A 22,259-nucleotide genomic window follows, 5' to 3' on the forward strand; every position below is an offset into this window, starting at 1 on the left:
TCTCATTTCTTCCAGTGTGCTGGTAACGGATACCGAGCACTCCTATTTGGACGTGACGCGCCCGGTGTTGGATCAGGAGGATGCTGTGTCTCGGACGGAGATCGGGGATAGGTGTTTCATTGGGGTAGGAGCGTGCATTCAGGCCGGGACGATCCTCGGGGAGGGTTGTGTCATTGGCTCGCATGCGGTAGTTCGAGGCGTGTTTCCGCCCAATTCGGTTATTGTCGGGTCTCCGGCAAAGGTCGTTCGTCGGTATGACGAGCCAACGGGAAAATGGGAACGCACCGCGCACTAGTGCAGCGGATCACTATTTCAGTTCTATTGTTCTTTGGAGTAACAAAAATGAATGTTGATATTTCGAATGATGTGCGGGTCGGCAACGACCTCCCCTTCGTTCTGTTCGGCGGCCTCAATGTCCTCGAGGACCTGGACTCCACCCTTTTCGCTGCTGAAAAGTACGTCGAGGTCACCAGCAAGCTCAGCATTCCCTACGTCTTCAAGGCCTCGTTCGACAAGGCGAACCGCTCGTCGATCAATTCCTTCCGCGGGGTGGGCCTGGAAGAGGGGCTGCGCATTTTCCAGGAAGTGAAGAGCCGTTTCGGCGTGCCGGTGATTACCGACGTCCATGAAGTGGAGCAGGCGGCCCCTGTCGCCGAAGTGGTTGACGTGCTGCAGATTCCCGCGTTCCTGGCGCGCCAGACTGATCTGGTGACGGCCATCGCGCGTACCGGCCGGGCCATCAACATCAAGAAGCCGCAGTTCCTCAGCCCGACGCAGATGAAGAACATCGCCAGCAAGATCCGTGAGGCCGGCAATGAGAAGATCATCCTGTGCGAGCGTGGCGCTCAGTTCGGCTACGACAACCTGGTAGTCGACATGCTGGGCTTCCGCGAGATGATCGAGGCCACCGGTGGTCTGCCGGCCATCTTCGACGTGACCCACAGCCTGCAGCGCCGCGAATCGGGTAGCGAGGCCTCGGGCGGCCGCCGTCGCCAGGTGGTCGAGCTCGCGCGGTCCGGCATGGCGGTTGGTCTGGCCGGCCTGTTTTTGGAGGCGCACCCGGACCCGGACAATGCGCGTTGCGATGGCCCGAGCGCGTTGCCGCTGAGCGCTCTGGAGCCGTTCCTGGCACAGATCAAGGCCATCGATGATCTGGTCAAGTCGTTCCCCAAGCTCGATATTGCCTGACATGGCATCGGCGGAGTACCAGGGACCGATCAGGCTGGTCCTGTTCGACGTGGACGGCGTCTTGACCGACGGCGGCTTGCATATCGATGGCAAGGGGGAGCAGTTCAAGACCTTCAACGTCCGCGATGGCCTGGCGGTCGCGCTGCTGCGGGTGCATGGCATCCGTTGTGGCGTGCTGTCGGGTAAGGCGAGCCCGTCGCTTGACTTCCGCGTCCAACAGTTGGGCATGGATGTAGCAGTGACCGGACGCCTCGAGAAGCTCGACGCCCTGGCCGCCATCTGTGACGATCTTGGTGTCCGCGAAGCCGAGATCGCCTACGTGGGAGATGATGTGGTGGACCTGCCACTGGCAGGAAGGGTGGGGCGCTTCTATGCGCCTGCCGACGCACATCCCCTGGTGTTGGCAGCCGCAGACGTGGTGGCAGATGCGCGCGGCGGGCGTGGTGTCGGTCGGGAAGTGGCCGAGCGCGTGCTTGCTGAAGGCGGTGTGGACCTGCAGAAAGCGTATGCGCCGCTCATTGCAGGATGGAGTGCCGCTGGCGCGGTGCAGTAGCCGGCGCAGGATTGCGCAGGTAAGCGTGGCGCACTCAGGTGCGGCGCGAATTGTCATCAGAAGGAAACAAGGTATGTCCTCCGTCGTATCAGTCGCCGATCACATCGCATCGGCCAAACGGGTCCTGCAAATTGAGGCTTCGGCTGTCGGCGCGCTTGCCGGCAGGCTAGATGGGCAGTTCACGCGCGCCGTCGAGCAGGTGCTGGGCTCGCAGGGCCGCGTCATCGTCTGTGGCATGGGCAAGTCCGGCATCATCGGGCGCAAGATCGCGGCGACGCTTGCAAGTACCGGTACGCCCAGTTTCTTCATGCACCCGGGCGAAGCCTTCCATGGCGACCTGGGCATGGTGACCGCTGCCGATGTATTCGTTGCGATTTCCTACTCTGGTGAAACCGAAGAAGTAGTGAAGCTGCTGCCGTTCCTGAAGGACAGCGGCAATTTCCTGGTGGCCATTACTGGCCGCCCGATGTCGACGCTGGCCCAGGCCGCCGATTGCCATCTGGACGTTGGGGTGTCACAGGAGGCCTGTCCGTTGGCTTTGGCGCCGACCGCATCGACTACGGCGACGTTGGCGATGGGGGACGCGCTGGCAGTGGCATTGATGGAGGCACGAGGCTTCCAACCGGAGAACTTCGCGCGCTTCCATCCGGGCGGTTCATTGGGGCGGCGCCTGCTTTCCCGCGTGGAGCATGAGATGGTGGCCGGTGAACTGCCTTTGGTCGACGCGTCCGCGTCGATGATGGACGTCCTGCAGGTGATCACCCGCTCGAGTTTGGGCTTGGCGATCGTGCCGACCGGATCGGGGCACGCCATCATCACCGATGGTGACATCCGTCGGGCGCTCGGGCTTCACGGGCGCGAGGTGTTTGACAAGTCTGCTGCCGAGCTGATGACCGTGTCGCCAGCGCAGGTCAGCGTGGGGACACGCGTGGAAGATGCATTGGTGCTGATGGAGCGGCGCAGGATTTCGTCGCTGTTGGTGCTCGACGGCAACCGACTTGTCGGCGTTTTCAAGAAGTAAAGAAAGAAGGCGCCTGATGAGGGCGCCTTCTTTGCCTGGGTTACTTCCCGATCGCGTCGAAGTTCCTGAAGAAGATCTCTGAATCGCGTTCGGACGTCAGCTGATACAGGCTGTGCGAGTGCGCAACGCGTGCGCCGCCGTCCCTGTACAGGGGATTCCACAGGAAGTCGGCACGTGCGCGGGTCGAGCGCGGCAGCATGAAATCGAACGGCACCGAGAAATAGATGCCCTTGTCGAAGCTGCCTTCACCGAAGTCCTTGGACGAGACATCGGTCTTGGTCGCGTATGCGCCCATCGTCACGCCGTTGTCGAATGCGCGGGCTACCGACACGGTGGCGCCCCAATCCTTGGCCAGGTATCGGCCCGCACTGACCGCGCTGATGATGCGGCGCTTGTCACCCCAGAGGTAATAGAGCGTAGCGTGACCGGTAGTGACACTGTAGTCGCGGAAGCTGAAGCGCTGGTCGAAATCGCGTTGCTTGACCCAGTTCAGTTCTGCGCCCAACGCCCATCGCTGGTCCATCGGGCGGTACAGGATCTCGCCACCCACGCCGCCGTACATGTATTCGAGCAAGCCGGCGTAGGCCATGCCGTACAGGTCGCGACCGAGCTGCCGGGTGCCGGTCAGCTGCAGATTGGGCAGGGTAAAGTCCGACGTGGTGAGGTACTGACGCACATACGTACGCACCCGGGGCAGGCGGCTGGGGGCGTCGTACCTGAATTTGTCGTAGTTGTTGTAGGCGTTGTAGCTGGCGGTGCCGCTCAACCACAGATTGTCGTTGAAGCGGAAGGTGGCGCCATACATGGCCGCGACCTGGAAGAGGATGAATCCATCCGGCCCGCCTACAGACTGGCGGTAGCCGACGTTGAATCCGCCGTCGAAATGCTTCAGCGGTGCCTCGTACAGGTTCTCCGACCGCCGTGCATAAGGCGCCGTCATTTCAACATGACGGCTGAGAGTTGCCTGGTCGATACGATCATCCAGGTAGTCGTTGAACGTCTTGCGCTCGAGGCTGGTCTCGACAACAGGCAGACCCTGGCGGACGTTGCGCAGGGTCCACCAGCTGACATCCGCTGGCGTGTGCGGATCGAGGATGCGGGCGGCGCGGCCTATGCCTTGGGCGGGGTAGATGTAGCGGCGCTGTTCGGCACTGACGATCAGCTCCTGTCCATTGCGATCAATGCGCTTCACCCGCAACCCTGCGTTCTCCTCCAGCTCATCGGCGATGGCTGGCCAGTCAGCCGTGGCCAGGTCCGGGGCTGCCGGAAGGGCGGTGTCCGCATTGTCCTGCGCGCGGTGGCGTGCTGCTGGTGGCGGGTCCATGAGCTTGGGCATGGGTTTGGCCTGGGCCAGGTTCGAGCGCAGCGTGATGCCGACCATGGCGGTATTGCCGCGCTCCCAGCCCACATGCAGCAGCACGCTGTTGTTGACCGTGAACACCGCACCGAGGTTGATCGGTGAAGATTGTTTCTGGTTGTTCCGCTGCGGCTCGTGGCGATAATCGTTGCCATCGTACTCAAGCTTCAACTGCAGACGGTCCCACGGAGTCTGATAGCTGATGCCACCAAACACGCCGAGACGACCACGGAACATCGCGCTGGTGTTGAAGTCGCCCGGTGTATTGACGCCTGGCCGTTCCTTGAATCGATCGTCAAGGGCGCCCAGGGGGTTGGCGAGGTCGCCGCGGTTGCCGATGTAACCGGTGGCCACGCCAAGGCTGGCGTCCACGGGTCCAAAGCGCTTGTTGGCGACAATGTACTCGCTGGAAAACAGGCCGGTGCCGCCCAGGTCGCGCGCGCCCACGGAGACTTCGGGCAGCCACCGCCCTTCCTGCCATAGGCGCAGCTTGAGATCGATGGATTTGTCTTTGTAGTTCTGGTCCCCGCTGAGCCATTCGGAGCCATAGCGGCGATTGGCGACCGAGATGTAACGGAACGAGCCCTCGACCCACGGCAACGGCTGCATCACAACTGTATAGCGGCTATACGGCGAGGTGTGACTCGCGGTGAGGCTCAGCTCCCCCTCTTCGCTCATGCGTGCGCTGGGCGTCTGCAGCAGGCCGATGCCGCCCCAGTCGCTGGCGGTGGGGGTCGGGCCTTCCTGGGCGTGCAGGGCTGCGCTGATGCTCAGGCTCAGCAGTGCGGCGCCGGCGCGGGCCAGCGGCAATCGGTTACGGCACATCAATCTGGGACTCCCGGCGCATCCAGCACCTGGGTGGCGAGGAAGCGCGCGGCCTCATCGTTGACATCGGGGGTGAGTGAACGCACGGCAGCCCCAGCAATGGGGACGTGGATGACCGCACCCGGTGCCAGCGTGGTGAGTGGACTGCGGTTCCACAGGGCAATGCCGATCTTCGTGACCCGTCCATCGGGTTGGATCACATACAGGTCGTCAGGGCTGGCGGCGGGCAGTGCCTCACACTGGTTGCGGTAGAGGCGCGCGTCCTGCATGGCCACGTGTGGCAGTACGCACGGGTGGGCGACGGCGCCGGTTACGGTTACGGTCTCTGGCCGCGAGGGATAGATCAGGCGATCCCCGGCGTGGGCCGGGCGATCCTGCCTGCGGTCGGCTGCCAGTGAGCGCGGTTCCAGCAGTTGCGGTTCGCGGCCGGTGACGGGCAGATCGCCGAATTCGCGCGCCATCTGCGCGGCTGCGTTGGCGATGTCGGGCGCGGTCTGCAGTGCTGCCAGGGTCTCGAGATCGAACAGAAGTCCTGCCTTCAGGCGGGCTTGCGCCAGCACCGCATCCGAGCGCAGCAATGCTGCGCCAGCCATGAAGGCGCTTTCATCCGGGGCGGCAGCAATCGCCGCATCGCTGAGGCGCGCATCGCTGGCCAGCATGTGCGTCCCCGGTGAACGGACATGGCCGTAGGTCTCCACGGAGATCGGGGAGGACGCGCCGGCGGCACCGGCCAGCGCAACGCCAAGGGCCACGGCGATCAATCGCTTCGTCATCGGGGCTGCAGGTCCGGCGAATAGGGTTTGAGCTGGGTGATGTCCAGATGCGTATCGGGTGCAATGGCCTGCCGGCTCTTCCAGATGAAGCCGTTGGACGGATCCACCCAGTAGTGGTTGTCCTGCTTCCAGCCCTCACCACGGAGCTGCTCGCGGACATGCATCAGCTGGCGCGACCGGCCGAGAATCTCCACGGTTTCCAGGCCTGTCGGATGCAACGTGCCGGTTATCTTCAAGCCGAAACGGTAACCGGGCATGATGTCGTAGGCGCGTTGCACGACATCACCATCACGTGCCTTGCGCAGGTCCAGGAAGGGGTTGTGACCGGTGATACGCATCTGCTGCAGCTCCGGGCTGCCGCCATGGGTGGATTCGATCAGGCCGTTGCGCAGGAAAACAATGCTGCGCTCGCTGCTGTACCACGCCTGGCGGCCGTCATCGATCGCACCCAGCACAAGGATCGCGCCGCCGTTGGGGCCGTCGACCTTGATCTGCGGGTAGCGGTTGCGGGCAACGTCATCTGGAGTGGGGTGGACGTCCGGCTTGCCTTGCACGGCAAGCTGGACGGCTTTGACGCTGCTGCGGCTGACCACGCCGCAGCCGGTCACTGCGGTGACGGTCAGCGTGGCCAGTAATGCGAGGCGAATACCCTGGAGAAAGAGAGGGGCTCGAGCGTTCCTGCTCATGCGCATCCCGTCAGTTGTCCAGATCGTTGCGCGCACTGGCCGCATTGCTGATGATGGCGGTGAACGGAAGCAGCTGGTTCACGAAGCGGCTCCAGCGGGTCACGCCGGCCGCGCCGACGAATACCACATCCCCCGGCTGCAGATTGAACTGGCTCGCCACGGCGAAGGCCGACGGTGACTTCGCCTCCAGGTGGAAGACCTGCGAAGGTGTGTCCTGCAGATCGTTCGAGCCACGAATCACATAGACCGCGTTGCCGTTGGAGGTGGTCTGCAACAGTCCGCGGGCACGCCCCAGCGCTTGGCTCAGAGAGATTTCACTGGTTTTGAAACTCATCGCGCCGGGCTGATTGACTTCGCCGACAACGAAGACTTCCTTGCGGTCGAGGTACGGCACATACAGATGGTCGCCCGCCTTGAGGAAGATGTTTGTTTCGCCCCCGCCACTGCGACCCAGTCGATCAAGATCAATGGTGTAGGTGGTGCCGTCGCGGGTGAGGCGGACTCCTGACAGGTCGGCCTGCGCCGGGTCGAGCCCCGCTTGGCTGATGGCGTCACCCAAGGTCAGTGGGGTGACCGTCAGCGGAACCGTGGCCGCCTGGCGGGATGCACCGGTGACCCACACGCGCTGGCTGGCATAAGTCAACATCGAGACGTCAACCTGCGGCGCTTCGATGTAGCGCGCCAGGCGGGTGGTGATCTCTTCGCGCAGTTCGGCCGGTGTCTTGCCCGCCGCGGCGACCTTGCCGATATAGGGGTAGAACAGCGTGCCATCAGACTGCACAAGGCGGCCTGCCGCGCTGAGCTGCTGCTGGGGACCGGCCGGTACGGTCAATTCGGGATGGTCCCAGACCGTGATGTACAGGATGTCGCCTGCGCCGATCTGGTAGGGGCCGGGCTGGTACTGCATCAGCGTGCTGGGCAGGCCGGGGGCGTTCTGCGTCGCGCGCTCCATGGCAATCAGTTTGGGCGTGATCGGAATCAACTCGATCTGATCATTGCCAACCTGCTGGCTGTTGCCCATCAGCGCATTGGAGCGCATGTGCTGGCCCGGGGCCCACATGCAACCTGACGCTGTGAGGACGAACGCCATGACGGTGACGAGACGCTTGCAGTCCATCGTTAATCATTCCTGGCCCGAACGGGCATAAAAAAGCCCTCGCCGAACTACCGCCCGGCGAGGGCGTGGGTGCTACAACGGCAATCTGATCAGCGGGTGCCGGTGGTGCCGGTGGTGCCGGTCGAACCGGTGGTGCCACCCGGCGGGTTGGTGGTGCCGCCGTTGTCGTTACCTGCGTCATCCTTGCTGCTGTCAGCAGCGACGCTGTACACCACGGCAGCTGCAGCGACGCCGAGGCCGATGGTGGCAGCAGTGTTCAGGGTGCCGGTAGCAGCAGTGCCTGCGGTTTCAGTGCCAGCGACTTCAGCGCTGGTTTCGGTTGAGGCCGGAGCTTCCTGGGCAAACACCGGGGAGGACAGACCCAGCAGGGCCAGGGCAGCAATCATCTTCTTCATACGGGGTCTCCTACTCCGTGAGGGAAATTTTTCCACCCCTATGGTGGCCAATCCTCATTGCCCCTGTCAAGGAAGGTGAAGAATTCATGCTGTCTGATGCGCGGTTTTCAGAATGATTCAACGACCTCGGTCCGGCCTGAGAGCGCCTTTGCCAGCGCGATGACCAGCTGGTGGGTGGGCAGGTGTGGCAGGCTGAGCGGCAGCACCAGGCCAATGACAACTGCGGCCAGCACAGCGGCAGCTGCCGGCCGCTGCGGATGCGTGTCGGCGCGCAGGGTCCATGCGCTGGCGACCAACCCCAGTGTCAGGCCAGCGAAAATCTCCGACAGGCTGTGCGCCTGCAGGGGAATTCGTGACCATGCAATCGCAATCGCGAGCGCGCAACCCGACAGCAGCCCGATCGCACGCCCGTGGCGGCTGGCGCCGCCCAGCATCAGGCCGATGACGGGATAGGCAACGCTGGACATCGCGGCATGGCCGGAAAATCCCGTGAAGTGCAGGCGCTCGATACCTATCCCCCAGCCCATGAAGGCCAGTTTGGATGCCAGCGTTACAGCGGCAGTGGAGCAGATCGCGGTCAACCACCGCCATTTCAGTCGCGCGCGGGAGGAGGGCAGCGCGCACAGCAGCGCCAGGGTCATGGGCAGCAGCCAACGGCTGTCACCGGCTGCGGAGAGGAAAAACCAGGCGTTCTGCATCAAGACACGTGCGGAGATCGGGGTGGGCCAGCTTACGGGTGCTGGCCTGTCGCTGGCCTTTCAACCTCTTGGTCCGTTCAGCCAGACGCGGTATCCTCTACGGCTGCCAATGGCCCCGTAGCTCAGCTGGATAGAGCGTCCCCCTCCTAAGGGGAAGGTCGCCCGTTCGAATCGGGCCGGGGTCACCACACTCAATGAACCGCACCGCCACGCTACGGACACCGCGCGGTGCCTGTGTTTCCGCCAGTGGGCTGAAGTCCAGTTCATTCCATTTGACGCCATGCCGGGACGCCGCCTGCAGCCTGCGCACTTCCTGGCATACGGTCTCCGGCGCAACCGTGTCCTTGGTCAGACGGTCCGTTTTGTAGGACTCCATTTCCATCCGCCGCAGGGTATCGATGGAGCGATGGCCAAACCGGGCAATCAACAACCGAACCTCGCTCTTGGCCTTGCCGTGCGTGGTCGGGTGCTCCGCCTTGTACCAATCCAGGTGAAGTGGCTTCCGGACATGCCGCAGAAGTGCGCGGTCTCGTCCACGGTCAGCAAGCCTTTCCGGCGATGTCCAGCTTTTCGGCAGCACCCATCGGGTGCACGCGGTGCTCGGTGGATCGGCAACCGATTTCACGTCTCATTCATGCCGCGGAGGCAATGTTTGGACCATAGCGGAAGGGGGGGCTGCTGAGTGCTCAATGCCCGAGTGCTCGGCGGTGCTTGCTCCCCATTGGTTTATAGGAATCCGCTTTGAATCTGCTCGTTTCACTAGCTGGCGCTGTGCTGGCCGCAGGCGCGCTGATGGCGCTGATCCATGTCGCCGTCCTCTGCTGCAAGGCTGCCATCAGCTGTCGATCAGCGCGACGACAGGGGCCGCAGTGATGGAGGCGTATCGTTACGCTTACCAGAAGGCGCGCGGCTGGCACGCGTCGGTTCTAACGTCGGCATGGGCTGGACTCAGGTATTCACTCACCGGGGATACCGGCTGTTTCAGGTCGCATGGCGGCTGGCGTCTATCAAGGATCCGAAAAGGCGTGGAGTCCTCCGAGTAGATCAGTCGCCATCAGGGAGGCGCTGAGAAATGGCGCCCGTCGATCCTGTGGCCACCTGCTCAACCCAGATCACCGTCATGTGCTGTTCCGCGCAGGTCGAAGCCGCCTGCCAGAAGCTGATCCGCATGATCGGCGCCACCCTGTCGCTGCAGGAGTTTGCCGTGCTCTACTCCCACGACCCGGACAAGAAGCGCCCGAAGGCAGCGAAGTTATGGATGACGCATTCCGGCGCCAGCGCGGCAGAGCGGGGCGTGTGGGCGGAGATCCACTAGTGGAGCCAGGCCGAGGGCGACATTCTGGAGCAGGAACTTTTCGCCAACCGCAAGCGTTTGGCCGATGGGGCCGAAGTGCCCGCAGGTTGAATCGGCGCGCGGTAGTCATCCCGGCAAAGGCTTTGACCTTCGCGAGGTTGAACGGCTGGGTTTACTCTGAGCGGACACCACATTGGGTGACGGCCTCGATGTAGCGAGCCTGTCGACGCTTCAGGAACCTGCTGTAGAACGTGATATCGCTTCCCCCTCCAGTTCGAGGGGCGGCCTCAACAAACTCCGCCGGGACGCCGCCGCTGGAGGCCGACATGGAGTAGCCATCGGCATGTCGCGGAAGCAGATCCGTCCATTCGGCACCCCGATGACTTCAATGCCAACGATGTCGCGCAGCGTGATTCCCTGCCGAAGATGGTTCACCATGGCCTACGTTCCTTCCGTCGCATGATCATGACCGAGCGCCTGCAGCCCGTGCAGTCATTGCACTACGCCAGCATCGCCAGCTGGCTTGACTCGGTCGTGTCCACCCGGCGCTGGGCAGGGCCCGGTGTCGCATTTCCGTTGGCGCCGGATTGCCTGGCCCATGCCCTGCAGCTGGAGGCCCGTCCAGGCTGGGTATTGCTGGACGCACACGACAACTGCCTGGGATTCGGCCAGTACTGGTTGACCGACGCCGATACAGCCCATCTCGGTCGCATCATTGTGTCTCCGCAGGCGCGGGGGCGCGGCCTCGGGCGTGTGCTGGTGCAGTCCCTGAGCGGGCAGGCGCTGAAAGAGGGCAGGGTGCGGCGCCTGACCCTGCGCGTGTATCGTGACAATGTGGCCGCGATTGCCCTGTATCGCACGCTCGGATTTGTCGCGAGCGAGCGGGACGCTACGGCGGAACTGTTGTTCATGGCGCGTTTCGCAGGCTGAGTGGGGCGGCAGCGCCTGCACTTCCGGTGCACATCGCCTGCACGCGGCGCTGCAAGCGGACTCGGCAGTCTGGTGCTGTCCCCCAACGGTTTGCCCAGGAGCGCCCCCATGAATACCCCCGGCACCCCCAAGCCTTCCTGGCGCCAGCGCAACGTGCTGCTGACTGTCGCTGCCGTCGTGCTGGTGATCGTGCTGATCCTGCTCTTCATCCCCTGGTAGTGCCTATCGGGGCAACCCGCTTGCCATTGATGGCCATCGTGGCCGCTGCCCCGGTAACGAACCAGGTGGTGGCTATCGAAGTGGCGGCAGCCGGGCAACGGGCAAGGCAAGGCCAGGCCATGCCTGGCGAATCACGACGGTCGATACGCGCGGGTAGTGCCCGGCCATGCCAGGCCAAGGCAATGCCGACTCATGCCTGCCTGAGCAGTTCCACCAGCTGCCGCAACCGGTAGGGCTTGGGCAGGAATTCGACCTGCTCCGGCAGCGGTGGCAATTGCGAGCGTGCGTAGCCGGAGGAAAGGATCATCCGCGCCTGCGGCTGGTCGCGTGCCACGTGCTCGCTCAGCTCGATGCCCGACATGCCGTTGGGCATGCTGATGTCACTGAACACCACATCGAAACGCGTATCGCCCTGCAGCAGCGCGACCGCTTCCTGCGCATCGGCCGTGGTAGCCACGTCGATGCCGAAGTCGCGCAGGGCCAGGCCGATCATCTCGCGCAGATCGGTCTGGTCCTCCACCATCAATACGCGGATCGGATCATCGGTCATGGGTTGGGTTCCTCTGTGGCGGGTAGCAGCAGGCTGACCGTGGTGCCAACACCGGGCGTGGTGGACACGTCTACGAAGCCGCCGCTCTGGGTGGTGAATCCGAACACCTGGCTCAGGCCCAGGCCGCTGCCCTTGCCGATGTCCTTGGTGGTGAAGAAAGGCTCGGTCGCGCGTTCGGCGATGTCCGGGGCCATGCCGTGGCCCTCATCGCAGACGCTCAACGTCACATAGGTCCGTTGCCGGGATGTGTCGGCGTCGGGGTCCATGCGGTGCTCCAGCGCGGTGGCGATCAATACCCGGCCGCCACCCACCGTGGCGTCCACAGCATTGCCGACCAGATTGGCGAGCGCCGTCTGCAGCTGCACGGTATCGCTGAGTATCGCAGGCAGGCCAGCGGTCAATGCGGTTTCCAGGGTGACGCCGGCAGGGCAGGTGGCCTGCAGTGCCGGCAGCCAATCGCGGATGCGCGCATTGATATCCAGCGTTTCGCGGATCAGGGTCTGCCCGGTGCTGAAGGCCAGCAGCTGCCGGGTCAGCAGCGCGCCACGATCGCTGGCCGCCTGCGCGGTGGTCAGCAGGGTGTTGGCACGCTCGTCATCGCCCATGCGTGCCGACAGCAGGTCCAGCGCATTGACGATGGTGGTCAGCAGGTTGTTGAACTCATGGGCAAGGCCGCGGCTGAGCTGGCCGACCGTCTCGAACTGCTGGGTCTGGCGCAGCGCCCGCTGCGCATCGCGCAGCAGCCGCTGCGCCTGCCACTGTTCGGTGATGTCGCGGGTGATCTTGACGAAGCCTACGAGCTCGCCGTTCTCGACCACCGACTCGATGACCACGCTGGCACGGAACGGCGACCCGTCACGGCGCACCCGCCAGCCTTCAGCGGCGTGGTGCCCGCATTCCGCCGCCAGCCGCAGCAGGCGCTGCGGCTCTCCAGCATCGCGATCAGCCGGCAGGTAGAAGCGTCCGAAGTGGGTGCCGATGACTTCTTCCGACCGATAGCCCTTGATGCGCTCGGCGCCGGGATTCCAGCTGCAGACGATGCCGTCGGGATCGAGCAGATACAGCGCATGATCGCGCACGCTGTCGATCAGCAATCGCAGCTGTCGGGAAGGGTCCGTCAACACGGACGGCGTCGAAGCGGCAGCGACCACGATGAAATGCGTATTACCTCTGTCAGGCACGAGACCGTAGGCAGTGGAGTGTGAAGAGGGTGTGCATGGGGCGCCTGTGCCATTGGTCGTATGCGGCTGAATGCGACAAGGAGTAACATCAGTCCCCTTTTCCAAACTGGAACCGACCTGCATGCGTCCTGGTGCGACTACGCGTGACCGCTGGATCTGGATGACGTCGGCGGCGCTGGTGGCGGCGACCGCCGCGCTGGAAATGGTGGTGCCCCTCGGCTATGCCGTGTGGCTGGCCTACTTCATGGCCATCGGCGTCACTGTGTTCCAGCGCAGTGCCCGGGTTCCTTTCGTGGTGGCTGCGGCTGCCTGCGTGCTGTTGGCGGTGGGCTACAACGTGGCCCCAGCCAGTTCCAACTCGGCATTCTCGTTCGTCAACCGTACCATCGGTGGCGCTGCCTTCCTGATGATCGCGCTCATCGCCTCGCGCGCCATCCAGGCCCGGCGTGAGGCGATGCGTGCGCTGTGGCTGCAGGAGGCCGAGAACGCAGTGGCGCTCAGCCTGCGCGGCGAGCTCGGGCCGGAACAGATCGCCGAAGCGGCGGTGTCGACGCTGGCGACCCAGCTGGGTGCCGATGTCGGTGCGCTCTACCGGCTGGAAGGCGGGCGCCTGCAGCTGACTGGTGGACTGGCGTTGCCCAACGGCATCCCGGCAACACTGGGCCTGCAGGAAGGGGTGGCAGGGCAGGTGGCCCGCGACCAGCGTGCGCGGCATCTGCAGGGGGACGAAGCGGTCCCGTTGGAGCTGCAGACCAGCCTGGGACGCGTGCCTGTGCGTGAACGGATCCTCGCCCCGGTCAGCAGTGACGGCGCGATCGTAGGCGTGCTCGAGCTGGGCCGAGCGGCTGTCGGTGAGCAGCGCGCGCTGGATGACGAACTGCTGCAGCGCTGCGCCGAGACCATCGGCATGGCCCTGCGTACCTCGATGCTGCGTGCACAGCTGGTGGTGCTGCTGGAAGAGTCGCAGCGCCAAGGCGAAGAACTGCAGGCACAGCAGGAAGAACTGCGGGTTGCCAATGAAGAACTGGAAGAGCAGAGCCGCAGCCTGATGCAGTCGCAGACGCATCTGGAACAGCAGCAGGCCGAGCTGGAGCAGAGCAACGTGCAGCTGGAAGAGCGCACCCACGAGCTGGAAGCGCAGAAGCAGGCACTGCTGGTCGCGCAGGGGCAGCTGGTGCGCAACAGCAATGAACTGGCGGCCACCTCGCGCTATAAGTCCGAGTTCCTGGCCAACATGTCGCACGAGCTGCGCACCCCGCTGAACAGTTCGCTGATCCTGGCCAAGCTGCTGGCCGACAACAAGGACGGCTCGCTCAGCGACGAGCAGGTCAAGTACGCCCGCGCCATCCTGTCGTCGAACAACGACCTGCTGGCGCTGATCAACGACATTCTCGATCTGTCACGCATCGAAGCGGGCCACGTTGAACTGGCCGATGAAGTGGTGGTGGTCGACAGCGTACTGCAGCGACTGCGCGAGACCTTCGAGCCGATGGCGAGGCAGAAGGGCCTGACCCTGCAGATCGAGGCCGATGGCCTGGCCCCCAGTCAACTGGTGGCCGACAACCAGCGCCTGCAGCAGATCCTGAAGAACCTGTTGGCCAATGCGGTCAAGTTCACCGAGCACGGCAAGGTGAGCCTGCATGTCCGCAGCGGCGGCAATGGCCGGATCCGATTCGAAGTGGCCGACAGCGGCATCGGCATTGCACGCGACCAGCTGCAGCTGATCTTCGAAGCGTTCCGCCAGGCCGACGGCAGCACCCGCCGCCGTTACGGCGGCACCGGCCTGGGCCTGTCGATTTCGCGCGACCTTGCGGTGCGCATGGGCGGGGACATCCAGGTGGACAGCGAGCCGGGCCGTGGCAGCTGTTTCATTCTCGAACTGCCGCTGCAGGGGGCGCCGGCGGATGAGAGCGCCGCGGATGCCGTTGTGTCCGTGCAGCCGGCCACTGCCTCGACGGTAGTACCGGCTCCGCCTGCCCAGCGGTCCAGTACCGCGCCGGTGGCAGCGGTGGCCGATGACCGTGGCCGGCGCAGCCATGCTGGGCGATTGATCCTGGCCGTGGAGGATGATGCGGTGTTCGCCGAAGCCCTGGTGACGCTGGCGCACGAACTTGATTTCGACTGCGTGGTGGCCACCACCGCCGAAGAGGCGCTGGCGCTGGCGGCGGACCTGCGTCCCAACGGCATCCTGCTGGACATCGGCCTGCCCGACGTCTCGGGCCTGACCGTGCTCGAGCGGCTCAAGCGCAACCCCGACACCCGGCACATTCCGGTGCATGTGGTCTCGGGCATGGACCGCGGCCAGGTGGCACGCGAACTGGGTGCGATCGGCTTTGCGATCAAGCCGACCACGCGCGAGCGCCTGGTGGCTGCCATCGAACAGCTTGAACAGACCAGCCAGCGCGACGTGCGGCGCCTGCTGATCGTGGAGGACGACAACGATCTGCGCCGCAACCTGGAACTGCTGCTGGGCCGCGATCAGCTGCAGATCGCTGCTGTCGGTACGCTGGCCGCAGCGGTGGAGCAGCTGAGCACGGTCACCTTCGACTGCATGGTGATGGACCTGTCGCTGCCCGACGGCAGTGGCTACGACCTGCTCGAGCACATGGCAGGCAACGACGATGTCGGCTTCCCGCCGGTCATCGTCTACACCGGCCGCGCCCTCAGCCGCGAAGAAGAGCAGCGCCTGCGCCGCTACTCCAAGAGCATCATCATCAAGGGCGCGCGCTCGCCCGAGCGCCTGCTCGACGAGGTGACGCTGTTCCTGCACAGCGTGGAGGCCAACCTGCCCAGCGACCAGCAGCGCCTGCTGCGCGAAGCGCGCCGCCGCGACACCGTGCTCGACGGACGTACCGTGCTGCTGGCCGAGGACGACGTGCGCAACATCTTCGCGCTGTCCAGCGTGCTCGAGCCGCTGGGGGTGACGCTGGAGATCGCCCGCAACGGCCAGGAGGCCGTCGACCGCCTGGCCCAGCGCGAGGTGGACCTGGTGCTGATGGACATCATGATGCCGGAGAAGGATGGCCTGCAGGCGATGCGCGAGATCCGCGCGCAGCGCCACCTGCAGGACCTGCCGATCATCGCGCTGACCGCCAAGGCCATGCCCGATGACCGTGAGCGCTGCCTGCAGGCCGGCGCCAACGACTACATCGCCAAGCCCATCGACGTGGACAAGCTGGTGTCGCTGTGCCGGGTCTGGTGCTCGCGGCAATGAACGAGCAGGCGCTGTTCGACCTGGAGCTGAAGGTGCTGCTGGAAGCGCTGTACCAGCGCTACCACTACGACTTCCGCAGCTATGCGGTGTCCTCGCTGCGCCGTCGCGTCAGCCAGGCCATGCAGCGCTACGAGTGCGAGCGCCTGTCGGACCTGCAGCATCGGCTGCTGCACGAGCCGGAGCTGTTCGCCCAGGCGATGCAGTTCTTCACCGTGCAGGTGTCGGAGATGTTCCGTGACCCGGAGTACTTCCGGCAGATGCGCGAACAGGTGGTACCGGTGCTGCGCACCTATCCCTCGGTGAAGCTGTGGGTGGCCGGCTGCAGTACCGGCGAGGAAGTGTGGTCGCTGGCGATCCTGCTGCACGAGGAGGGGCTGCTTGAGCGCAGCATCGTCTACGCCACCGACATCAACCCCGCTGCACTGGCCACGGCCGAAGCCGGTGCCTATGGCATCGACCGCCTGGCCCAGTTCAGCCGCAATTATCTTGCCGCCGGCGGCACCGCGTCACTGTCGGACTATTACAGCACCGCCTACGACGGCGCGGTCTTCGACCGCCAGCTGCGCCGCAACGTGGTGTTTGCCGACCACAGCCTGGCCACCGACACGGTGTTTTCGGAGGTGCACCTGGTCTCGTGCCGCAACGTGCTGATCTATTTCAACCGTGACCTGCAGGATCGCGCGGTGGGCCTGTTCCGCGAAGCCCTGGTGCATCGTGGCTTCCTCGGCCTGGGCAGCAAGGAGTCGCTGCAGTTCGGTCGCCATCACGATGCCTTCGAAGCCTGTTCGCGGGAGCACCGCCTGTATCGGAAGGTGGCCTGATGGCGGCGATGTTCCGCCCTGACGTGGTGGTGATCGGCGCATCGGCCGGTGGCGTGGCCGCCCTGCAGATCGTGCTGGGTGCGTTGCCGGCCACCCTGCCGGTGCCGGTGCTGGTGGTGCTGCACCTGCCGCGCGACCGTTCCAGCCGCATCGCCGAGGTGCTGGCGCCGTACTGCACGTTGGTCCTGCGCGAAGCGGAGGACAAGCAGCCCCTGCAGGCCGGAACGGTGACGTTCGCGCCGCCGGACTACCACCTGCTGGTGGAGGACACGCAGGCCATCGCATTGTCGATGGACGAACCGGTGCTGTTCTCGCGGCCGGCCATCGATCCGCTGTTCGAATCGGCCGCAGCCGCGTTCGGCACGGGTGTGCTGGCGATCCTGCTGACCGGTGCCAGCAGCGATGGCAGCGATGGCGTGGCCGCGGTGCGCGCCGCGGGCGGCCAGGCCTGGTTGCAATGCCCCGAGGAGGCCGAGGCATCGATGATGCCGGCCTCTGCCCTGCAGCACGCCGGCGCCGATGCCGTGCTGCCCCTTGAACTGATGTGCCGCCGCCTGAAGGAGTTGTTTGCATGAACCTGCTGCCGCCGGACCCTGCCCAGTCGCAGGCGCCGGTCAACCTGCTGATCGTCGACGACGTGCCGCAGAACCTGGTGGCCATGCAGGCGCTGCTGCGCCGCGAGGGCGTCAACCTGTTGCTGGCGGACTCTGGCGCACAGGCGCTGGAACTGCTGCTGGAGCATGAGGTAGCGCTGGCGCTGCTGGACGTGCACATGCCGGAGATCGACGGTTTCATGCTGGCCGAGCTGATGCGCGGCTCGCAGCGCAGCCGGGATGTGCCGATCATCTTCCTGACCGCCTCGCCGGATGATCCGTTGCGGGTGTTCAAGGGCTACGAGACCGGCGCGGTGGATTTCCTGCACAAGCCGGTTGCACCGCAGGTGATCCTCAGCAAGGTCAATGTGTTCATCGAGCTCTACCAGCAGCGGCAGCTGCTGAAGGCGCGCAACGAAGCGCTGGAGCGCGCGTTGAAGCTCAACGAGACCATGGCCGCGGTGCTGACCCACGACCTGCGCACGCCGCTGTCGGCCATCCTGCTGTGTGCCGACAAGCTGTCGCTGGAACTGCCGGACGACAATGCCGGTGCGCAGCAGACACTGAGCTACCTGGAAGCCAGCACGCTGCGGATGGCACGCATGGTCGAGCAGCTGCTGGACTTCTCGCGGATCCGCAGCGGTGGCCTGCGCCTGCAGAGCAGCGTCTGTGACCTGGCCGAGGTAACGCGTGCGGTGCTGGTCGAGGCCGGTGCCGGCCATCGAAGCGATCGGATCGCGCTGGACGTCCGTGGCGATTCGAGCCTGCAGGGCGACATGGATCGCCTTGGGCAGATCGTCGCCAACCTGGTCGGCAACGCACTCACCCACGGCGCTGACGCGACGGTGCAGGTGCAGGTCGATGGTGGCGATGCGCGGGTGGTCGCGCTGCGCGTGCGCAACACCGGCCATGTCGATGAGGCATTGCTGCCGCGCCTGTTCGAACCCTTCAAGGCCAGCTTCCACCAGAGCAACGGGCTAGGGCTGGGGCTGTACATCGTGGACCAGTTCGTGCGTGCCCATGGTGGCCAGTTGAGCGCGCGCAACGAAGCAGGGCACGTGGTGTTGGAGGCGCTGCTGCCTCGTCGTTCCGATTTGCGCAGTCCGGCGGTTTCCTGAATTCTTCAGCTGGCGCGTGAGCGAACTGAGACGGGCTCGTCCGCAACTGCTACCGTGGCACCACTCTTGCAAAGGAAGCTCCATGCCACTGCGTGCCATCGCCTATGTCAGCCAGGCCAAGCCGGATCTGTCTGCCGCACGTCTGCAGACCCTGGTCGATGACGCCGCGCGCTTCAACAAGATGGCAGGGGTGACGGGCGTGCTGCTGCATGACGGCGAGCGCTTCCTGCAGTACATCGAAGGCCCGCCGGATGGCATCGATTCGGTCTATGAGCGCATCCTGCAGGCCGGCAGCCACGTCGACATCGTCGAGCTGGCGCGTGGCCGGCTGGGCCAGCGCCACTTTCCGTACTGGGCAATGCGCGGGCTGCCGGTCGACGCCGCGCTGCTGCGCCAGCTTTCCGCAGGCGACTGGTCGGGATTCGCCCGCTCGGTGAACGGTGACAGCGTCGTGCTTACGGCGGTGGATCTGTTGGCCGAGGTCGTGCGGCCGGTACTCAGCGCGGGCTGACCGCTAACGCTGCGGGGCGCAGTACGCCGCGTGCAGTGCCTGCAGCACGCCCAGCGCCGGACCCTCCAGCAGCCGATAGTGCAGTGACTGTGCCTGCCGCCGCGTTGCCACCACATCCAGATTGCGCAGCACGGCCAAGTGCTGTGACAGCGCCGACGCGCTCAGGCCAGTCAGGGCCTGCAGTTCCGGTACCGGTGCTTCACCCTCCACCAGACGACACAACACGCGCAGTCGCGCCGGGTGTGCCAGCGATTTCAGCAGGGCAGCCGCCTGTGCGGCATGCGTAGCCATCGCGGCACTGTCGGTGGTGATGCTGGGCACGGCTTGACCCGGTAGTTCAGGAAAGTCTAATTTAGAGAAAGCTAAATTGAAGGGCAAGCCGATGCGTGCGATGCAGAGGGGCAGGGCATGAACCTGCCATGGGCGGCAATTGCAGGCGGCGGCCTGATCGGTGCGTCGGCGGTGCTGCTGCTGGCCACGCTCGGTCGTGTGGCGGGCATCAGCGGTATCGCTGCCGGCGCCGCTGCCGCGCCGCGCGGTGATCGTGGTTGGCGCTGGGCTTTCCTGCTCGGACTGATGTTGGCTGCTGCGGCGGTGCTGAGCTGGCAGGCGGGTGCGGGACAACCACCACGCGCCTTGCTGCGCGACGCGCTGCCGGCCTGGCAATTGATCGCTGCCGGTGTCCTGGTGGGCCTGGGTACGCGGCTGGGCAACGGCTGCACCAGCGGCCACGGTGTCTGTGGCCTCGCCCGCGGATCGCGGCGATCGCTGATGGCGGTGCTGGTGTTCATGGCCTGCGCGATGCTCACCACGTTCCTGCTACGTCACGGCGGAGGCCTGGCATGAGCCGCAGGTTGTGGGCGGCAGGTGGGGCCGGCGGCCTGTTCGGTGCCGGCCTCGCGCTGGCCGGCATGACCGATCCGCGTCGCGTGCTGGGGTTCCTCGATGTGGCTGGCGACTTCGATCCCACGCTGGCCTGGGTGCTGGCGTCGGCGCTGCTGGTCAGCGCACTGGGTCAATTCTGGCTGCGGCGGCGGCAGCGGCCATGGTGCGCCGAACGTTTCGAGCTGCCGACGGCGCAGGTTGTCGACACGCGGTTGCTGCTGGGTGCGGCGCTGTTCGGTGTCGGCTGGGGCTGGGTCGGCTATTGCCCAGGACCCGCGCTGGCCGCGTTGGCAGTGGGCGCGCGCGAAGCCCTGTGGTTCGTGCCAGCGATGGCTGCCGGTTTCTGGCTGCATGATCGCTGGCTGCGCTGAGGCTTCACGTTCGTCTCACCGTTGCGGGGTTCAGATCACCTTTCCCGGGGAACGGAGGACGACATGGCACGGATGAAATGGAAAGGCGGCGCGTTGCTGGCGGCGGCACTGGTGACGGCGGCAACGCCGGCGATGGCCTGCACGCGCGCGGTGTATCTGGGCGACAACGGCGATGTCATCACCGCCCGCTCGATGGACTGGAAAGTGGACGTGGCGACCAATCTCTACGTCTTACCGCGTGGCATTGCGCGCACCGGGAAGGCGGGGCCGGGGTCGATCGCCTGGACTGCACGCTACGGCAGCGTGGTGGCCACCGGCTATGACATTTCCACCACCGATGGCATGAACGAGAAGGGCCTGGTCGCCAACCTGCTGTGGCTGGTCGAGTCGGAGTACCCGGCCCAGCGCAGCGGCAAACCCGGCCTGTCGATCTCGTTGTGGGCGCAGTATGTGCTGGACAATTTCGCTACGGTGGAAGAGGCGGTGACCGCGCTGCAGCGCGAGCCGTACTCGATCGTCACCGACAAGGTGCCTGGCGAGGACCGCCAGGCGACGCTGCATCTGTCGCTGTCCGATGCCAGCGGTGACAGCGCGATCGTCGAATACATCGGCGGACGCCAGGTGATCCACCATGATCGGCGCTACCAGGTGATGACCAATTCGCCGATCTTCGAGCAACAGCTGGCGTTGAACAGCTACTGGCAGCAGATCGGTGGCACGGTGATGCTGCCAGGTACAAACCGTTCGGCCGACCGCTTTGCGCGCGCGTCGTTCTACATCAACGCGATTCCGAAAGCGGAAGATCCGGTGGAGGCGCTGGCCAGTGTGTTCAGCGTGATCCGCAACGTGTCGGTACCGTTCGGCATCACCACGCCGGGCGAGCCCAACATCTCGTCCACCCGCTGGCGCACGGTCGCCGACCACAAGCGGCGCCTGTACTTCTTCGAGTCGGCGCTGACCCCGAATACATTCTGGGTCGATCTGAACAAGGTCGATTTCGGCGGCAAGGTGCTCAAGCTCGATCTTGGCCGTGACCAGCGCAATACGTTTGCCGGGGATGCGCTGCAGCACTTCGTGCCCAGCGCACCGTTCACCTTCCTCGGTATCAGCGACTAGTTCGACGCCTGGCTGGAGGCCGGGTAGACCGCCTGGATCGTGCAGGCGCCGCGGGTGTACTGCGGCAATGGCGCCAGCCCGTCGCTTCTCAGGTCGCCGTTTTCAAACCCGGCGGCGAGGACGTGATCGCCGGGATTGCCGCAGATCAGGCCGTTCTGCATGCCCGAGCGGAAGCTCAGCTGCGGCGCGCGGTCGAGCTGGCGGCAGTGGCTGCCCAGTTCGACGCGGTAGTAGCGATGGCCGCCATTGCGATGCGGATTGGTCTCCACCAGCATGCCCTGCGGATCGGACGACCAGGCACGCACGTTGCGGGTGGCGAAGCAGTACGAGGCCGAGCCGCCGAAGCCGCGGCGGACTTCCTTGCGTTGGCGGATCGTCAGGGCAGGCAGGGTGGCCGTGCGCAGGCGATCGCTGTCGCGGGCAACGCTGGCGTAGTCGCGGGCATGAACCGGGGTGACTGCACTGACGGCACAGCTGTGGCCATCGACCACCACGCGCTCGCTGGGACGACCGCAGGCCCAGCCGGCGGGTGCTTCCAGCTTCAACGTGGTGGCTGCGCGGACGCCGGGGCAATCCTCGGCGAAATCGATGCGATAGGCTTGGCCGGAGGCGGCACGCAGCGCGATCGAGCGCGGTGATGCCTGCTCCACTTCCTGGACGCCGACAGCGTCCATGCAGTGCGGGGCCGGTGGTGTGCGTTGCTGGGCCGAAGCCGTGGCGGCGAGGGCCAGGCCGAGGCTGGCGGCCAGCACCATGGATGCGTGCTTGTAAGTCATGTCCTGCACTCCCTGCGTTGGATGACGGATCGACTATAGCAGCGGTTTGCACGGCAAGTGTTACACG

The 22,259-nt window shown here is 65.1% G+C and carries 23 protein-coding genes and 1 tRNA gene; 14 read left to right on the top strand and 10 right to left on the bottom strand.

The window, feature by feature from the left end; translation table 11 throughout:
• The first annotated feature begins 342 nt into the window (after nucleotides 1-342).
• The 3 genes from kdsA to LMF57_RS08825 all read left to right on the top strand — a co-directional run bounded on the left by kdsA (nucleotide 343) and on the right by LMF57_RS08825 (nucleotide 2,762).
• Nucleotides 343-1,188: a 3-deoxy-8-phosphooctulonate synthase gene (kdsA, locus tag LMF57_RS08815; RefSeq protein WP_229291243.1), complete on the top strand. Its 846-nt coding sequence runs from the start codon at nucleotides 343-345 to the stop codon at nucleotides 1,186-1,188.
• Between the two features lies 1 nt (nucleotide 1,189).
• Nucleotides 1,190-1,741, top strand: a complete 552-nt coding sequence (locus LMF57_RS08820; RefSeq protein ID WP_229291244.1) for an HAD family hydrolase — start codon at nucleotides 1,190-1,192, stop codon at nucleotides 1,739-1,741.
• 73 nt (nucleotides 1,742-1,814) lie between these two features.
• On the top strand, nucleotides 1,815-2,762 hold the full coding sequence (locus LMF57_RS08825; protein WP_229291245.1) for a KpsF/GutQ family sugar-phosphate isomerase: 948 nt from the start codon (nucleotides 1,815-1,817) through the stop codon (nucleotides 2,760-2,762).
• Nucleotides 2,763-2,802: 40 nt separating this feature from the next.
• Here LMF57_RS08825 and LMF57_RS08830 read toward each other — a convergent pair whose 3' ends face one another.
• The 6 genes from LMF57_RS08830 to LMF57_RS08855 form a co-directional block, all read right to left on the bottom strand.
• Nucleotides 2,803-4,944 carry a YjbH domain-containing protein gene (locus LMF57_RS08830; RefSeq protein ID WP_229291246.1) on the bottom strand — a complete coding sequence of 714 codons (2,142 nt, stop codon included), beginning with the start codon at nucleotides 4,942-4,944 and terminating at the stop codon, nucleotides 2,803-2,805.
• Nucleotides 4,944-5,717 (bottom strand): capsule biosynthesis GfcC family protein, encoded by a 774-nt coding sequence (locus LMF57_RS08835; RefSeq protein ID WP_229291247.1) that lies wholly within the window; start codon nucleotides 5,715-5,717, stop codon nucleotides 4,944-4,946. The genes LMF57_RS08830 and LMF57_RS08835 overlap by 1 nt, the downstream gene beginning before the upstream one ends.
• The gene (locus LMF57_RS08840) at nucleotides 5,714-6,439 is read right to left on the bottom strand and encodes a YjbF family lipoprotein (RefSeq protein ID WP_229291248.1); all 726 of its coding nucleotides are present in this window, start codon (nucleotides 6,437-6,439) and stop codon (nucleotides 5,714-5,716) included. Before LMF57_RS08840 ends, LMF57_RS08835 begins: the two co-directional genes overlap by 4 nt.
• A complete protein-coding gene (locus LMF57_RS08845) occupies nucleotides 6,414-7,520 on the bottom strand; it encodes a polysaccharide biosynthesis/export family protein (protein WP_117310246.1) in 1,107 nt (368 codons plus the stop codon). Before LMF57_RS08845 ends, LMF57_RS08840 begins: the two co-directional genes overlap by 26 nt.
• Before the next feature lie 89 nt (nucleotides 7,521-7,609).
• Entirely contained in the window at nucleotides 7,610-7,915 is a 306-nt protein-coding gene (locus LMF57_RS08850; protein ID WP_117310247.1) for a hypothetical protein, read from the bottom strand.
• 107 nt (nucleotides 7,916-8,022) lie between these two features.
• Nucleotides 8,023-8,613, bottom strand: a complete 591-nt coding sequence (locus LMF57_RS08855; RefSeq protein ID WP_208082711.1) for a phosphatase PAP2 family protein — start codon at nucleotides 8,611-8,613, stop codon at nucleotides 8,023-8,025.
• A gap of 111 nt (nucleotides 8,614-8,724) precedes the next feature.
• Here LMF57_RS08855 and LMF57_RS08860 point away from each other — a divergent pair.
• The 3 genes from LMF57_RS08860 to LMF57_RS08870 all read left to right on the top strand — a co-directional run bounded on the left by LMF57_RS08860 (nucleotide 8,725) and on the right by LMF57_RS08870 (nucleotide 10,837).
• Nucleotides 8,725-8,801 (top strand) — tRNA-Arg (locus tag LMF57_RS08860).
• A gap of 884 nt (nucleotides 8,802-9,685) precedes the next feature.
• Nucleotides 9,686-9,928, top strand: coding sequence for a hypothetical protein (locus LMF57_RS08865; RefSeq protein WP_229291419.1), 243 nt, complete (start codon nucleotides 9,686-9,688; stop codon nucleotides 9,926-9,928).
• Nucleotides 9,929-10,372: 444 nt separating this feature from the next.
• Nucleotides 10,373-10,837, top strand: coding sequence for a GNAT family N-acetyltransferase (locus LMF57_RS08870; RefSeq protein WP_117311891.1), 465 nt, complete (start codon nucleotides 10,373-10,375; stop codon nucleotides 10,835-10,837).
• 409 nt (nucleotides 10,838-11,246) lie between these two features.
• On the opposite strand, the gene LMF57_RS08875 is transcribed toward LMF57_RS08870, so the two are convergent.
• Complete coding sequence (locus LMF57_RS08875) at nucleotides 11,247-11,606, bottom strand: response regulator (protein WP_025874874.1); 360 nt, start codon at nucleotides 11,604-11,606, stop codon at nucleotides 11,247-11,249.
• A complete protein-coding gene (locus tag LMF57_RS08880; RefSeq protein ID WP_117311892.1) occupies nucleotides 11,603-12,730 on the bottom strand; it encodes a PAS domain-containing sensor histidine kinase in 1,128 nt (375 codons plus the stop codon). The genes LMF57_RS08875 and LMF57_RS08880 overlap by 4 nt, the downstream gene beginning before the upstream one ends.
• A 178-nt stretch (nucleotides 12,731-12,908) precedes the next feature.
• Here LMF57_RS08880 and LMF57_RS08885 point away from each other — a divergent pair, with 178 nt between their 5' ends.
• From LMF57_RS08885 to LMF57_RS08905, 5 genes are all read left to right on the top strand, one after another.
• Nucleotides 12,909-16,001, top strand: coding sequence for a response regulator (locus LMF57_RS08885; RefSeq protein ID WP_229291249.1), 3,093 nt, complete (start codon nucleotides 12,909-12,911; stop codon nucleotides 15,999-16,001).
• A complete protein-coding gene (locus LMF57_RS08890) occupies nucleotides 15,998-16,822 on the top strand; it encodes a CheR family methyltransferase (RefSeq protein WP_032951761.1) in 825 nt (274 codons plus the stop codon). The genes LMF57_RS08885 and LMF57_RS08890 overlap by 4 nt, the downstream gene beginning before the upstream one ends.
• The gene (locus LMF57_RS08895) at nucleotides 16,822-17,397 is read left to right on the top strand and encodes a chemotaxis protein CheB (protein WP_105163956.1); all 576 of its coding nucleotides are present in this window, start codon (nucleotides 16,822-16,824) and stop codon (nucleotides 17,395-17,397) included. The genes LMF57_RS08890 and LMF57_RS08895 overlap by 1 nt, the downstream gene beginning before the upstream one ends.
• Nucleotides 17,394-18,533: a hybrid sensor histidine kinase/response regulator gene (locus tag LMF57_RS08900; protein ID WP_093819708.1), complete on the top strand. Its 1,140-nt coding sequence runs from the start codon at nucleotides 17,394-17,396 to the stop codon at nucleotides 18,531-18,533. The genes LMF57_RS08895 and LMF57_RS08900 overlap by 4 nt, the downstream gene beginning before the upstream one ends.
• Nucleotides 18,534-18,615: 82 nt before the next feature.
• Nucleotides 18,616-19,044, top strand: a complete 429-nt coding sequence (locus tag LMF57_RS08905; protein WP_229291250.1) for a BLUF domain-containing protein — start codon at nucleotides 18,616-18,618, stop codon at nucleotides 19,042-19,044.
• A gap of 3 nt (nucleotides 19,045-19,047) precedes the next feature.
• On the opposite strand, the gene LMF57_RS08910 is transcribed toward LMF57_RS08905, so the two are convergent.
• Entirely contained in the window at nucleotides 19,048-19,335 is a 288-nt protein-coding gene (locus LMF57_RS08910; RefSeq protein WP_223482681.1) for a metalloregulator ArsR/SmtB family transcription factor, read from the bottom strand.
• 117 nt (nucleotides 19,336-19,452) lie between these two features.
• Between LMF57_RS08910 and LMF57_RS08915 the strand changes: the two genes are divergently transcribed.
• The 3 genes from LMF57_RS08915 to LMF57_RS08925 all read left to right on the top strand — a co-directional run bounded on the left by LMF57_RS08915 (nucleotide 19,453) and on the right by LMF57_RS08925 (nucleotide 21,416).
• Nucleotides 19,453-19,890 (top strand): YeeE/YedE family protein, encoded by a 438-nt coding sequence (locus LMF57_RS08915; protein WP_117310258.1) that lies wholly within the window; start codon nucleotides 19,453-19,455, stop codon nucleotides 19,888-19,890.
• A complete protein-coding gene (locus tag LMF57_RS08920; protein WP_229291251.1) occupies nucleotides 19,887-20,300 on the top strand; it encodes a DUF6691 family protein in 414 nt (137 codons plus the stop codon). The genes LMF57_RS08915 and LMF57_RS08920 overlap by 4 nt, the downstream gene beginning before the upstream one ends.
• Nucleotides 20,301-20,363: 63 nt before the next feature.
• A complete protein-coding gene (locus LMF57_RS08925) occupies nucleotides 20,364-21,416 on the top strand; it encodes a linear amide C-N hydrolase (RefSeq protein WP_229291252.1) in 1,053 nt (350 codons plus the stop codon).
• Here the strand turns inward: LMF57_RS08925 and LMF57_RS08930 are convergent.
• Nucleotides 21,413-22,192, bottom strand: coding sequence for a DUF6491 family protein (locus LMF57_RS08930; RefSeq protein WP_117310261.1), 780 nt, complete (start codon nucleotides 22,190-22,192; stop codon nucleotides 21,413-21,415). The two genes, LMF57_RS08925 and LMF57_RS08930, sit on opposite strands and share 4 nt — an antisense overlap.
• Nucleotides 22,193-22,259: the final 67 nt, after the last annotated feature.

Source organism: Stenotrophomonas sp. SI-NJAU-1 (genome assembly GCF_020883215.1).
GTDB lineage: Bacteria > Pseudomonadota > Gammaproteobacteria > Xanthomonadales > Xanthomonadaceae > Stenotrophomonas > Stenotrophomonas indicatrix.

Coding starts and splice junctions, on each gene's coding strand:
- kdsA (WP_229291243.1), top strand. CDS start 343: ATGAATGTTGATATTTCGAATGATGTGCGGGTCGGCAACGACCTCCCC.
- LMF57_RS08820 (WP_229291244.1), top strand. CDS start 1,190: ATGGCATCGGCGGAGTACCAGGGACCGATCAGGCTGGTCCTGTTCGAC.
- LMF57_RS08825 (WP_229291245.1), top strand. CDS start 1,815: ATGTCCTCCGTCGTATCAGTCGCCGATCACATCGCATCGGCCAAACGG.
- LMF57_RS08830 (WP_229291246.1), bottom strand. CDS start 4,944: ATGTGCCGTAACCGATTGCCGCTGGCCCGCGCCGGCGCCGCACTGCTG.
- LMF57_RS08835 (WP_229291247.1), bottom strand. CDS start 5,717: ATGACGAAGCGATTGATCGCCGTGGCCCTTGGCGTTGCGCTGGCCGGT.
- LMF57_RS08845 (WP_117310246.1), bottom strand. CDS start 7,520: ATGGACTGCAAGCGTCTCGTCACCGTCATGGCGTTCGTCCTCACAGCG.
- LMF57_RS08850 (WP_117310247.1), bottom strand. CDS start 7,915: ATGAAGAAGATGATTGCTGCCCTGGCCCTGCTGGGTCTGTCCTCCCCG.
- LMF57_RS08855 (WP_208082711.1), bottom strand. CDS start 8,613: ATGCAGAACGCCTGGTTTTTCCTCTCCGCAGCCGGTGACAGCCGTTGG.
- LMF57_RS08865 (WP_229291419.1), top strand. CDS start 9,686: ATGGCGCCCGTCGATCCTGTGGCCACCTGCTCAACCCAGATCACCGTC.
- LMF57_RS08870 (WP_117311891.1), top strand. CDS start 10,373: ATGACCGAGCGCCTGCAGCCCGTGCAGTCATTGCACTACGCCAGCATC.
- LMF57_RS08875 (WP_025874874.1), bottom strand. CDS start 11,606: ATGACCGATGATCCGATCCGCGTATTGATGGTGGAGGACCAGACCGAT.
- LMF57_RS08885 (WP_229291249.1), top strand. CDS start 12,909: ATGCGTCCTGGTGCGACTACGCGTGACCGCTGGATCTGGATGACGTCG.
- LMF57_RS08890 (WP_032951761.1), top strand. CDS start 15,998: ATGAACGAGCAGGCGCTGTTCGACCTGGAGCTGAAGGTGCTGCTGGAA.
- LMF57_RS08895 (WP_105163956.1), top strand. CDS start 16,822: ATGGCGGCGATGTTCCGCCCTGACGTGGTGGTGATCGGCGCATCGGCC.
- LMF57_RS08900 (WP_093819708.1), top strand. CDS start 17,394: ATGAACCTGCTGCCGCCGGACCCTGCCCAGTCGCAGGCGCCGGTCAAC.
- LMF57_RS08905 (WP_229291250.1), top strand. CDS start 18,616: ATGCCACTGCGTGCCATCGCCTATGTCAGCCAGGCCAAGCCGGATCTG.
- LMF57_RS08910 (WP_223482681.1), bottom strand. CDS start 19,335: ATGGCTACGCATGCCGCACAGGCGGCTGCCCTGCTGAAATCGCTGGCA.
- LMF57_RS08915 (WP_117310258.1), top strand. CDS start 19,453: ATGAACCTGCCATGGGCGGCAATTGCAGGCGGCGGCCTGATCGGTGCG.
- LMF57_RS08920 (WP_229291251.1), top strand. CDS start 19,887: ATGAGCCGCAGGTTGTGGGCGGCAGGTGGGGCCGGCGGCCTGTTCGGT.
- LMF57_RS08925 (WP_229291252.1), top strand. CDS start 20,364: ATGGCACGGATGAAATGGAAAGGCGGCGCGTTGCTGGCGGCGGCACTG.
- LMF57_RS08930 (WP_117310261.1), bottom strand. CDS start 22,192: ATGACTTACAAGCACGCATCCATGGTGCTGGCCGCCAGCCTCGGCCTG.